Origin of the sequence: Vibrio ezurae NBRC 102218 (genome assembly GCF_000467185.1) — a bacterium.
GTDB lineage: Bacteria > Pseudomonadota > Gammaproteobacteria > Enterobacterales > Vibrionaceae > Vibrio > Vibrio ezurae.
On sequence record NZ_BATM01000042.1, the window covers coordinates 1 to 13,039 of the forward strand.

General features: G+C 43.7%; 10 protein-coding genes and 1 pseudogene. 7 read left to right on the top strand and 4 right to left on the bottom strand.

The features are described 5' to 3' along the window. Positions 1-9: 9 nt before the first annotated feature. A complete protein-coding gene (locus VEZ01S_RS12875) occupies positions 10-978 on the bottom strand; it encodes a hypothetical protein (RefSeq protein ID WP_156896022.1) in 969 nt (322 codons plus the stop codon). A gap of 169 nt (positions 979-1,147) precedes the next feature. Here VEZ01S_RS12875 and VEZ01S_RS16415 point away from each other — a divergent pair, with 169 nt between their 5' ends. Continuing rightward, the gene (locus VEZ01S_RS16415; RefSeq protein ID WP_021714484.1) at positions 1,148-5,899 is read left to right on the top strand and encodes a response regulator; all 4,752 of its coding nucleotides are present in this window, start codon (positions 1,148-1,150) and stop codon (positions 5,897-5,899) included. A gap of 66 nt (positions 5,900-5,965) precedes the next feature. Here VEZ01S_RS16415 and VEZ01S_RS12885 read toward each other — a convergent pair whose 3' ends face one another. Then, positions 5,966-6,496, bottom strand: coding sequence for a DUF3332 domain-containing protein (locus VEZ01S_RS12885; RefSeq protein WP_021714485.1), 531 nt, complete (start codon positions 6,494-6,496; stop codon positions 5,966-5,968). Positions 6,497-6,614: 118 nt separating this feature from the next. Between VEZ01S_RS12885 and VEZ01S_RS12890 the strand changes: the two are divergent. Continuing rightward, a pseudogene (locus tag VEZ01S_RS12890) lies at positions 6,615-6,824 on the top strand (GNAT family N-acetyltransferase); the annotation flags it as partial. A gap of 27 nt (positions 6,825-6,851) precedes the next feature. Then, entirely contained in the window at positions 6,852-7,196 is a 345-nt protein-coding gene (locus VEZ01S_RS12895; protein WP_021714486.1) for a VOC family protein, read from the top strand. Positions 7,197-7,224: 28 nt separating this feature from the next. On the opposite strand, the gene VEZ01S_RS12900 is transcribed toward VEZ01S_RS12895, so the two are convergent. Further along, on the bottom strand, positions 7,225-8,361 hold the full coding sequence (locus VEZ01S_RS12900; RefSeq protein WP_021714487.1) for an ROK family protein: 1,137 nt from the start codon (positions 8,359-8,361) through the stop codon (positions 7,225-7,227). Between the two features lie 207 nt (positions 8,362-8,568). On the opposite strand from VEZ01S_RS12900, the gene VEZ01S_RS12905 reads away from it, so the two are divergent. After that, a complete protein-coding gene (locus tag VEZ01S_RS12905; RefSeq protein ID WP_040890908.1) occupies positions 8,569-8,838 on the top strand; it encodes a hypothetical protein in 270 nt (89 codons plus the stop codon). 111 nt (positions 8,839-8,949) lie between these two features. On the opposite strand, the gene VEZ01S_RS12910 is transcribed toward VEZ01S_RS12905, so the two are convergent. Then, a complete protein-coding gene (locus VEZ01S_RS12910) occupies positions 8,950-9,975 on the bottom strand; it encodes an HD-GYP domain-containing protein (protein ID WP_021714489.1) in 1,026 nt (341 codons plus the stop codon). A 550-nt stretch (positions 9,976-10,525) separates the two neighbouring features. Here VEZ01S_RS12910 and VEZ01S_RS12915 point away from each other — a divergent pair. The 3 genes from VEZ01S_RS12915 to VEZ01S_RS12925 all read left to right on the top strand — a co-directional run bounded on the left by VEZ01S_RS12915 (position 10,526) and on the right by VEZ01S_RS12925 (position 13,006). Beyond that, complete coding sequence (locus VEZ01S_RS12915) at positions 10,526-11,536, top strand: helix-turn-helix transcriptional regulator (RefSeq protein WP_021714490.1); 1,011 nt, start codon at positions 10,526-10,528, stop codon at positions 11,534-11,536. Between the two features lie 105 nt (positions 11,537-11,641). After that, a complete protein-coding gene (locus tag VEZ01S_RS12920; protein ID WP_021714491.1) occupies positions 11,642-12,298 on the top strand; it encodes an HAD family hydrolase in 657 nt (218 codons plus the stop codon). 276 nt (positions 12,299-12,574) lie between these two features. Further along, positions 12,575-13,006: a bactofilin family protein gene (locus tag VEZ01S_RS12925; protein ID WP_235868468.1), complete on the top strand. Its 432-nt coding sequence runs from the start codon at positions 12,575-12,577 to the stop codon at positions 13,004-13,006. Positions 13,007-13,039: the final 33 nt, after the last annotated feature.

Below are 13,039 nucleotides of genomic sequence, written 5' to 3' on the forward strand. Positions count from 1 at the left end.
AAGGTCTTTTTATTGCATTTTACGTGTGGGCAATGACTGCCAATACTGTTTGTGCTCAATAGGGATGGTTTTGAGTAAGTGAGGGTTTGCCACTTCAAATACGACAGAGCTTTGCCACTTTTGCAAAGGATAGGCAGACTTTGTGACGGGGTGGCTTCGCATCAGTTGCTCTACCAACCCTTTTTCATTGGCGCGGATAAGCCCTGTCTCTATGCGATAAGCCAGCAGAAAGTTCTTATGGCTGGTAAAGAAGAATAGCGGCACCGTGTAGTGCAATAACACTTTATCAAAAGCCAGCAAAGGCTTATCGGGGTTGGCCGAGTTGTAGGCGTCTAATTCTCCGTACCCTTCGGTTATCGCACGAGGAAAGTAATCACAGCGCCCGCTGTGCAGGTAATCGAACATAGTTTCAAACTTCTCTACCCGAATGACGTTGTACCCTTGTTCTTCGAGAATAGCGGAGTCAGGCCAAGAGGAGCCTTGGCAGGCTTTGAGTACTTTTAGTTGTTCAGGGCGGCTTATTGCTAGAAATTTCGCTTCATCTTCTGGTCGAATGAGCATCATGCGGTAACCGAGTAGCCCCATTAATAAAGGGAAGCGGGCGGCGCGAAATTGAATTTCCCGCTGGCGGGTGGGCGCTGAGGCAACCGTATCTAAAATGCCTTCGATATCCAATAGAGGCAGCACCAAATTTTGCCCTAACTGTATGGGCATAAAGTCTAATTTGGCTGGACCAAAGTCATGCTCCGTCTCTTTAATGGCTAACTCTAACAGTGACACCAAATAGCTGTGTGAGACATCTTCATCGGATTGCTTTGGCGCCATACGAATAATAACAGGCTCGGGAGTTGCTTGTGTGGCCTTGGCATTGGCCTTGGCATTGACGGGAAAACTGAGCATTAATATCGACGTCAGTGTTAACGTCACGATACATAACCCCAATGTCGAAAATTGAAACCTTGCTCGCGTCCATGTCACCCGATAATCCTCTTTGATCGTTGCAAGACAAATCCATGTTTTATTAGTGTAGCAAACCTTTGAAAATTAACATGAAAGCGCATGTTTTTCTGATTTTGAACTAAGCTGTACTGAGTGGCATTATGGATAAAAGAGCGCTTCGCGAAAAAGCTCTGTACAAGGACTGTCTGTGGCAAAATACATTCAATGGGTTATTTTAGTAATTGGACTCGTTTTTTCGTTCTCTACCCTCTCTGATACGCAGGAAAATGAGCCTCAGACGAACGCGGCAAGAACCGTCGTAAGTACGCCGCTCCCTTTGCATTTGAGGCAGTGGATAGAAAAACATCCCGTAGTCAGATACAGCCCTTCATTTGATTTGCACCCCGATGATTTTATTAATGCACAAGGCTTACACAGCGGTTTTGCCAGTGATTTGTATGCCGCATTAGACAGAGTGCTTCCGGTGCGCTTTATTGCGGACAATACGCGTAACTGGAACCAACAGCTAGTGGCGCTAGAGCAAGGCCAGACAGATATTCTCGCGGTATGCAGTCGCACCCATGAACGTGAGAGTACGTTTTTATTCTCAGAACCCATCGCAATGCAGGCGCCTGGTTTCTTAATTAATAAAGACTCGCCGCAGCTTGCCGATATTCATAATTGGAACAGCTCAACCATTGTCGGCACGATACAAGGAAGTGCACTACAAAATCACATTAAGTCCGCCCTAGATAGGGTTCAGCTTACTTATACTCTTGATAATGAACAGTCCGTAAATTTGGTTGCAAACGGTTCGATCAATGTGTTTTTAGCGTATCAATCGAGTATGCATTATTGGGCTAAGGTCGGTAGCCTAGATTCGGTGCAGTTTATTCCTTTTGCCAATACGCTTCCTGATGTCAGTACGGTGTGTATTCGTAAAGATGCTCCTGAGTTGGTTGAGCTGATCAACTGGGGCTTAAAACAAATTGGTGCGGCTAAATTGGAGGAAATGCGCAGTAAATGGTACTCCAATCAACTGGGCGCTTCCGATCAACTGTTTGAAGAAACGATCGATCACGATGCGTCTGTGTGGCGAGTTGAGAAGATGCGCTGGACTTTCTTTATCATGTTCGCTTCCATTGTCCTATTTGTATTGATATGGACGGTTTGGCTACAAAAAAGAAAGCTATTTCATGAGTTCTTTGGCTCTGCCAATCAAATCAAGATTTTTATTAGTCTGACGGCATCTATCTGTATTGCGTTTATCGTCTCTATCTCGTTGGCGCTTAATACTCTTAAACAAAGTGAAATAGAAAACTACCAAATTCAGCTCGATCTTGCTCAAGATGGAGCGAAAAACCTGCTCTATGAGTGGGTGGCCGAAAAACGAGCTTTAGTGAAGTTGATATTAACACCGGAGTTTTCCATTCTTTCTGAGATCATGGGGCAGCTATCGGCAATTACTGAGGATGAAGCGGAGCGCGGTGCATTACTACGTGAAACCCCCGTTTTAGCTAAGGTGCGTCAATTCGTACACGACAGAGCATTATTGTCATCTAACTCAGGATTTTATGTGATTGGTGAGGGGAATATCACCATTGCTTCTGATCGAGACAGCGAGCTGGGCAAGCAAAACCTATTGCAGAAACAAACCCCTGAATTGTTGGCACGAGTATGGGATGGTGAAGTCGTGCTTGTGCCTCCCGTTCGAACTCAGGTGCGTACGTTAACAGGAGATATTGAGTCTGCTCCGGAAGCCGCTATGTTTTTGCTTAGTCCTATTGCCAATAGCTCAGGGCGAGTGGTCGCGGTGTTTGCACTAGGGATTGACCCAAGAGAAGGTTTTTCTAACCTGTTCCGCATTTCTAATATCGGACGCACTGGTGAGCAGTTTGCTATTAGTCGAGATGGGGTCATGCTCAGCCGAAATCGTTTTGAATCTAAGCTGTTAGAAGATGGCATACTTGGTGATAATTTGACCTCCATTCTGTCCATTCGTATGGATGCTAAGTTATTAGAGCAGACCTTTTCCCAACACCCTCTAGATGTAGAAAACGACACCAACCTTGAAAATTACCAAGATTATCTAGGTAAACCAGTGATGGGATCATGGCGTTGGATCCCTGATATCGAGATAGGCATCGTGGCGCAAATCGATATGGATGAGGTGCTCAGTGATTATTACGCCACTCGAGAAGTGTTGTTGGGACTTTTGATCATTGCCCTAATAGTCATTATTGCTATCGCGGCATTTATGATGTTTGTCGGCCGTCGTTCGTATTTACTTTCACAGCGTTCTAAATCTGAGCTTGAAGATCTGGTGCAAAAGAGAACCTCAGAACTAGAACAAAACCAAGAGCTGCTCTCTATTTCTGAGAAAAATACTAAAGCGATGATGCAAGAAGCGCCATCGGCTATTTTGATGGAAGATGACAAAGGGGAGATCATTCAAGTCAACCTAGCGGCCAGTCAGTTACTTGAAAAATCAGAGCAAGAGTTACTAAACAGCAGTTTTGCGCAGTTATTTTCACCGGAAATAGAAAAGCAGGTGAAAACAGCCATGGATCAGTTTTGGTTAAAGGATGAGCCTATTGAGCTACTCAAGGATCAACAGCTGACCTTAAATTCGTCCGCTGGTGAACTGGTTTACCTTAAGGTGATGTTAACGCCTATTTTGTTGTCTAGTGGGCGATTTACTCTTATTTCGATTCAGGATATTACCTCGCTGATTAGCGCCGCAAATGCGATGAAAGAGGCAAGCAATGCCAAGTCAAACTTCTTGGCCAATATGAGCCATGAAATTAGAACGCCGATGAATGCCATTATCGGCATGTCCTATCTGGCACTGCAAACCGAGCTGAACGATAAAGCGCGCAACTATATCAGCAAAGCCAATGGCGCAGCTGAGTCATTGCTGAGGATCATCAACGATATTCTTGATTTTTCTAAGATTGAAGCCGGCAAATTAGTGGTCGAAAGAGTCAATTTTAACCTCGATAATACCTTAGAAAGTTTAGCGGATGTCCTGTCACTTAAAGTAGAAGAGAAAAAATTAGAGTTACTATTTGATGTTGATCCTGACATACCTAAAGAGATTGAAGGGGATCCACTACGTTTAAATCAGGTATTACTCAATTTAGGATCCAATGCGGTGAAATTTACCCATTCAGGGGAGATTTTGATTTCCGTGAAGCTGCTTACGTGGCAAGGCAATCGTTGCCAACTGCAATTTTCAGTGCAAGATACCGGCATAGGTATGACGCCGAAACAACAGGCACAACTGTTTCAGTCTTTTTCTCAGGCTGATGCCTCTACTACTCGAAAATATGGTGGGACAGGGCTTGGTTTGAGTATCTCTAGCAAGTTAGTCGAACTCATGGAAGGGAGCATTAGTGCCACCAGCACGCCAGATCACGGCAGTTGTTTTACCTTTGATATTTGGGTTGGCGTAAACCACAGTAAGCCCGATAACAAAGAGCGTTATGGTTTATATGGTATGAAAGTGCTGGTGGTGGATGATAACCCCGTCGCGCTTGGCGTGATTCGTGATTTGATCAAAAGTTTGGGGGCGAATGTGTCGGTTGCTAGCAGTGGTTCACAGGCGCTAGAGATTGGCACGAAAGAAGGGGGGCGATTTGACTTAGCCATTATTGACTATGACATGCCACAACTTGATGGTGTGGAAACCAGTCAGCAACTTAAAGCCATTAATAATAAGCCGTTAAATATCTGCTTAATGGTCGCTGCCAGTGTCACTGAGGACAGCACTGTCTTACAAAAGAATGCCTTTGTGGATTTTGTGGTGCGTAAACCTTTAACCGCCTCTAGCTTATTTGATGCCATTGTTGATTTACCGCAAACAGACAGTGAAGCTCCATTGTCTGAATCGACAGTTAAAGACGTAGGAGATGAAATACGCTCTAAAACCTCGCTATCCGGCACTCGATTACTGTTGGTTGAAGACAACGACCTCAACCAAGAAATTGCCGTTACCCTGCTTGAAGCTGAGTCGATAGAAGTGTGCGTGGCAAGTAATGGCAAACAAGCCATAGAAAAAGTACAGCAAAATGGTTTTGATGGCATTTTGATGGACATACAAATGCCCTTGATGGATGGATATTCGGCTACTCAACAGCTTCGTGAATTAGGTATTTCTGTACCCATTATAGCGATGACCGCAAATGCGATGTCAGGAGATAAAGAGAAAGCCCTACAAGCGGGAATGGATGATTATATCTCTAAGCCTATTGATGTGGCGGAGATGTTCAAAGTACTGACACGTTGGTTTGCAAAAGAGAAACAGATAACGACTGAATCGGCGACAAAACGGCGCACCGGCGAAACAATTGAACAGCGTTTAACACTCTCACAATCGGTAGGGCTTGCCTACTGCAATGGAAATAAAGACTTATATCACCGAATCTTACTGCGCTTCACTCAAGGGCAGGGGGATTTTTTAAATCAGTTTAACAATGCTTGGTCAGAGCTTGATTGGGAATGCTCCACACGCCTTGCACATACGTTAAAGGCAAATGCCGCCAATATCGGTGCACAGCAACTGCAGTGGCTTGCTTCAGAGTTGGAGGCATCAGCGGAACAAAAAGCAGATAGCGAACGGATCATGAGCCAATTAGATGAAATTACTCTTGAGTTGGCCAACGTTATTGATGAAATCGCGCCTTTGCTTGCAGAGCAGACGCCTGATCCTTGCTCTGTGATTATTGACCATACAACGAGTGAAGGTTTAGCCAATACCGCCGACTTTACCCAAGGAGTAGAGCAGCTCGATAAATTGCTTTTAGCCTTTAACAGTGAGGCGAAAACCCAGTGCAAAGACTTACTAGAGATGAACTTACCCGCTGATGTAAGGCAGGTCCTCGTTGAGGTGGATAACGCCCTAAATGGGTATGATTTTATCTCGGCCTCTGAGCTTATCAAACCGTTAAAACCGGAATAGAGCGTCGGTGTTGTATGGCGCTAATTAATCGTAAATGCTCCCCTAAAAAGGGGAGCGAAAAGACGCTTATGAGCGGAAGCTTTCAAGTTCTGAAATTGTGGTTTGAGAGACCAAGGTGTCATCCATATAGAAGCTCACACTTTGGCCTTCTTTGATGCCGGTTAACACGGCCGTATCACCATTTTGATACACGATATCCATTTGCACGGTATTTTCATCAATCTGCACCATTTCACCTGTATCGATAGTTCGAGTATGGGTGATAGGCCCAATAGGCGCGTCGGTAAGGCTTGGGTCCAAATCGTCATTCACCTCAAAGTGAGTGTCTACCTTAGAATCAAAGATGTGCGGTGAACCACTAATTGGGTTTTTTCCGGTCCAGAATTCTAAAGAGTTAAACACTACATAGTCGGCCGCAGTCGTAATGCCGTAAACGGGTGCGAGTAAGAAGTTCACACCCGCTCTTGCATATCGGTTATCAACAACTTCAACGTTAAATTTCATTACCTTCCCTGTAATGGCATTGCTACCAATACAACCAGTGAGTGCTGATGCCAAAACGGTTAATCCAATTACTTTAAGAGCGATTTTCTTCATTACATGACCTGTTTCAATTAAAAGTGTTTGTCGTCGGAACAGGCGTAGTATCGGCTAGATTCGCGGGTGGCTTTTACCATATTATGCCACTTAGTGTATTGGGTTTTTTTTTGTTTTTATCGGTAGTGCTCTGCTTGCGATTGCTATTGATCTTGCTGATAATTGGTTAGATTTAAAAAGAATTGAATTGACTGTGTATGTGGATAATGAACGAGCACTGAATCTATACAAAAAATTCGGCTTTAGCATTGAAGGGGAGTCGAAGGCTTACGCCTTTCGTAACGGTGAGTATGTGAGTGTTTATCAAATGGCAAGAATCAAAGGCTGAACTTAACCAGCCGTTAAAGGAAGTGCAATGAAAATACATTATCTTGAAATCGTAACCGCAGATGTAGAGTCTGTTTGTTCAGCCTATGAGCATTCTCAAAATGCCCATTTTAGTGCCCCGGATGAAATGCTTGGTGGTGCAAGAACGAGTGTACTGTCTGACGGCAGCATGGTTGGTGTTCGTGCTCCGCTACGCGAAACAGAAACTTCAGTTGTGCGTCCGTACTGGCTTGTGGAGGATATTGAAAAAGCGGTATCTGATGTTCAGGCTCAAGGCGCAGAAATTGCGGTGCCACCACTGGAAATCCCCAGTAAAGGGAAGTTTGCTATCTATATTCTAGGCGGCACCGAGCAGGGTTTTTGGCAGCTATAGGTCGTATTGAGGCCGCCTCAGAAATCGCTTAAGGCGTACTCATTAAGCGTTTTTTGATCGGCAGCAGAGACGCTCCTTTTACTTCAGCACCCCCTGCAATGTTTGAGTGATATAACTCTGGCGTAGGGTAGCCAAGCATAATTTGCTCGCCAATCACTTTATTGATAGACATCTCAAACAGTTGCTTCACCGCTCTTGGTGCATGTCCGCCAATCACTATTGCGCTGGGATCAAATACCCCTAAATAAGAGCGTATTGAGCGCTCAAGCATTGGCTCAACTTCTTGGTACCAATTCACGACTAATGGCATGTTTGTGCTTACTACGTGTTCTAAATTTTGGGTGACATCAATATCTTGTTCTGCAAGATAGCGCAGTAAGTTAGTCATCGCAGGGCGTCGTAAGCGCTCCTTTTGGGTGAAGGTTCGACCAATTTGTCCTGCATTGCCAAGTCCGCCAGAAACGAGTTCGTTTCGCCATACCAACCCACTACCATACCCATAGCCAAATGAGAGGTATAAAAAGCTATTAAACTGCTTTCCTTGCCCCATCATTAGCTCAGCAATGGCAGCGCAGTTTGCGCTGTTATCGATCCAAACAGGCAGAGAAAGATGTTTGCTAAATTCGGCTGCGTAATCCAATTTAGGCCACTCGCCAAAAGCTTCAAAAGCTTCGGAGCCTTGTGCTGTTTTTGCGCGAAAGCTTGGTAAAGCAACGCCCATGCCTAGCAGCTGTTTGGCTGAAATATTATTTTTTGCCAAGGTGTCATAAATGGCATCAGAGATCTGTTCGAACGTTTTTTCATTGTAGTGGTTATCGACATCTAACTGTGATTCAAACAGGGTTTTACCCTTTAGATCCACAATACTCATGTAAATGCCGCGTCTTTTAATAAAACTTAAACCTAAAGAATAATATTGCTTCACATTGATGCAGACGCAGGGACTTGGTTTGCCTCGGCGCTTTGCGAGAGGCTCACCCAATACAAACACGTGTTTTTCAAGTAATGATTCGACAATTCGGTGAGTGGATTGCTGAGTGAAAGGCACTTGGGCTGTAATATCACCACGTGAGATTGTTTTTTTGTTCCAAACCACGTCAACGACCAGTTTCTCATTGTCAGAGAGTTCGAGTTGAGCGCAAGGGTAGGAGAAGAATTCAGTCATGGTAAATCACATTCGAGTAAAGTTTGCGTAGTTCGTGACAAATCTTGCCATTTTTTATGGGAGTTTGTCACCATAAGGTTGTTCTGTTTGCCAAGGAATTCACTGATTTGGCGGTCTTAATTCGGCGGCTATGCTGGTCACATTGGTGATAGTGAAACATTTAGCCTCGCGGTCTTATTACTTGCTTGGCATGATTACCCGAACTCTTTGACCCAAGATGGTGGGTTCTTCTTCACCGACGAGGCGTTAGCTTTGCGTGATAAATACAACACTCATTGGTGGATTAACACCCTATACGATAATAATACTCCTGGATTACGTTCTGGTGGACGTGGGGATGAACTGGCGTTTCGTGATGGTCAAGCGGATGAAGTATGGGGATGGTGGCATCGCAATGGCGCAACTATCTTTCAAACCGACGAGCCAGTTATGGCAACAGAGTTCCTAAACGAGGCGGGTTATCGTAAAGCATACTGATCGAAATCGATCTTGGGTCAATTAAGGCCGTGATGCCCGGTGTAGTTAAAAACTCAACCTTGTTGCAAGGTTGAGTTTTTTTGCACTGTGTACCCTATATCAAGTGCATGACTACAGGTCTTGGTATTGTTCTTTGTATTGCAAAATGGCATCCAGATTTTCAATAAATAGATCCACTAGCGTAGGATCAAAGTGTTTGCCTTTTTCGCTGCGGATAAGATCGATGGCTTTTTCGACGGTCCAAGCTTTTTTGTAGGGACGCTCAGAGGTGAGGGCATCAAACACATCGGCGATCGCGGCAATGCGCCCTACCAAAGGAATATCAGTGCCAGAGACTTGATTTGGATACCCTGTGCCGTCCCATTTTTCATGGTGGTTTTGCGCCACATCTATGGCCACTTTTAGTAGCTGTGAATGACTGTATTGACCGAGAATTTCTACGCTGATATTGACGTGGCTTTGCATGATTTTCCATTCTTCTGCATCAAGCTTACCCGGCTTTAATAGCACTTCATCTGGAATGCCTATTTTACCGACATCATGCATCGGGGCGGCATCACGTAAGGTTTCAGCGTCTTCATCGCTCATACCTGAAGCCATCGCCAGTACATAGCAGTAATGACTCATGCGCATAACGTGCATGCCCGTCTCATTATCTTTGAACTCAGCGGCTCGACCAAGGCTTTGTATGGTTTCTAATTTACCTTTGTTGATTTCTTTCGTTTGCTCTTTTACTTTTTCAAACAACGTTTTTTGTTGATCATAAAGCGCAAGGTGAGTTTGAATTCTACGCAAGGCAACCGCGGGGGTGACAGGTTTTGTAAGGTAATCGACAGCCCCTAATTCCAACCCTTTAACTTCGTCTTCTGGCGCAATTTTAGCGGTCACAAAAATAATCGGAATGCGTGCGGTATTGGGCTGAGATTTAAGGATTTGGCAAACCTGATAACCGTCCATCTCTGGCATCATAATATCAAGTAAAATGATGTCGGGCTGTGGCTGCATTTGCGCAATATTGATTGCCAATCGACCATTAATTGCCACTCGCACTTGATAATCATCTTCTAGCACGCCAGTCAGAACATCCAAATTGTTTGGTGTATCATCAACAACCAGCACTATGGGTTTGGACGTCATTCTTTCCTCGTTTAACTAAATGAAATTACGATAGTTTTAGTGTAGAAACAGATGGAGTATCCCACCACTAAACTGGAATAAATTTGCGGGTATTTCACTCTTTTTCGTGCAAAGTGCTTACTCAGAGTTGCTTTGAAGATGGATGCACTGATTGGCGAACACTGTTCGCTAAAAAAGAATGCGATACATCACAGGCTGTGACCATTACTGCTGAGCTTCGAGCTGCTGTTGAATCATGGTTGCAAGATCAATATGAGTGGGTAATTCACGGATGTTTTGGATTTTTACGTAAACCGTCATCTTTATTTATCCTATTCTGTGGTAGTTAAAAAAGTATGCACAGTTATTAACAAGAGTGCTTATCAATTTACGCCAAGAACTGAATGAGTAAACAGAGAGAGGAGCGCATTTGCTGGCAGGATTTGTCGATAAGTCGTTATCTTACAATCGATAAATAAAAGGCGATGCAGTCACATGACTACTATTGCTATATGGTAATTTAAGGCGTGCAATCTATGCTGTATAAGTGGTTATATAAAAAGAGATTTTTATGGTTTCAAGTACATTTAATGTGCCCGTTTTGCAGACGAACTACGCAAAAATTTTAGTGGAAGTGTGCACTGAATATGGCATTGACCTGCATCAGTTATTAGAAGATTCAGGATTGCCTGCGGATCTCTTTCAGTCCGACAGTGATTTCATTCCTTCAGAGTCGATAAAGCGCCTGCTCTTTTTAAGCTCAAATCAGCTTGGGACGACTCAGTTTACCGAGGTGATTGCTCTTGCTATCCAACGTCGCATTCTTCCCTATATCCTGCACCAATTTAAGCCTTACACTACCATTGGTGAGGCATTGCCACACATCAATAGCATATTTACCCTAGACACACCCAGTAGTAATGTGTTTTTTAAACAAGAGCACGGTTTGAGTTGGTTCTGCGTTGAGTCCGCGGGAAAAGAGCGTCAATATTTTCAGTGGACGGAAGTGTTTGCCATTCTCTATATTATCGAACTGATCAGTTTATTAACTCAGACTCGTTGGCAACCAGATAATATTAAAATTCAGGGGACAGAAACGGATATCATTCAATCTATCTTGCCTACAGGGTGTAAGCTTTTTGTCGATCAAGAATACAAAGCAATCCGTATTCCATCTCATATTCTTGAACAGCCGATTCATCTCTCCTCGGATACTCTAAGCGCTAAACCCGCAATGGTGGAGTGGCACACCAGTTTTACTGACAACGTATTTGAAGTGCTAAAACCTTACGTTAAAGAGACCGATCTCACCGTTGAGTACGCCGCAGAGCTACTGGATTATTCAGTCAGAACTTTGCAAAGAAAACTGAGCGCTGAGAACACGTCATTTCGAAAAATAAAAGAAAATTTAATGCTATCAGTCGCCTGTGAACTACTCGAAGAGGGGCATTCGTTGACCTATGTTTCCAGTCAGTTAGGCTATGCCAATTTGTCGCATTTTTCTCGCGCATTTAAGCGAGTTTCAGGCTTAACGCCCAAGATGTATAGAGATTCAGTGACTCGTGATTCAACAACTCGATGATGTCGAAACTCGCAACATGCTGGGTTTATGATAAGTTAGCTGCCCATGATTACATCACTAATCAACAACGAACGAATCATTAGCTAAAAAAAGCGAGAAAGCTTGATGACATTTAAAGCTGTAATTTTTGATATGGATGGGCTGCTATTAGATACCGAGCGTGTGTGTTTACAAGCCTTTGAGAAAGCGTGCCATACGCTGGGTATTGAGTTTTTAGAGCCTGAATACTTAGCGATTATAGGACAAAATGCCCAAGGGATAGAGCGTACTATTCGTGCGGGCTACCCAAAAAATATTGATTACCCTAAGCTTCGGAAAGTGTGGATGCACAATTATCACAGTGTGTCTGAGCACCAAGCGATTCCCGTCAAAGAAGGCGTAATTGAGCTTCTTGAATGGCTTAAAAGTAAAGGTATTCCCATGGCGGTTGCCACTTCTACCGATAAGCGTCTAGCACCAATTAAACTCAAATTTGCGGGCCTGTATGATTATTTCGAGAGTGTCACTTGTGGCTGCGAAGTGACTCATGGAAAACCCGACCCTGAGATTTATGTGCTGGCGGCCAAGCGCTTAAATATTGATCCCGTGTATTGTTTAGGGTTTGAAGACTCAAATAATGGCGTGCGAGCCGGTGTTGCCGCGCAGCTACAAATGGTGCAAATTCCCGATTTAGTGATTCCAACCAAAGACGTTATTGCCCTAGGGCATCATATATTCCCGTCGCTAAAAGACGCATTATACCAGTTAAAACAAGACATTTAGTTGTTAAATTGTTGTAAAATAAGTTGTTTACTTTCTCGTTGTGTTTGGCTTTGTTTTACCATTTTTGGTCTTGCGTCACTTTTTGGCAGTTCCGATGTCGTTAAAAGTTGTTCCTCAGGCAGGGATAGAGGAAAATATCGCACTTCATTCACATTAGTTTGGTGAATATTTCAAATAATGGCAATGACAGGGATTAAGTGCTCAGAAATAGCGTCGCTAGACTGATAAGTTAATGACTAGGGTTGCCTCACACTGCATAGCATAACCAAGAGGTAAATGATGGGATTGTTTGGTCAAAGTAACGGTAAACCGAGTAAGCATTCAGCGACGACACTCATTGCTAAAGGCTGCCAAGTTGAAGGGCTGTTTAAACTAGAAAGTGATATGCACGTTGACGGCGTTGTTATTGGACAAGTGAGCGTCGAGCAAGCATTAATGGTCACTCAATCTGGACGTGTTACAGGTGATATCTTTGCTGGCAAAGTGATCGTCAATGGCATTATCGAAGGTACTTGTCATGCAACTTCAGTAGAAATTTTAGAAAATGGTCAGGTGAAAGGAACCATTTTTACCGACGATTTGAGCATTGAGCGTGGCGGTAAGTTTAACGGTGACATTAAACCCGCAGAAAAAGAACAAGTGGTTGAGCTGGCTTCAAAAGAGAAAAAAGCAGAGCCTGTTAAGGCAAGTAAAGTATCCAATAGCTAATACCTATCGTACTAAATAACGGGTCATTATAGC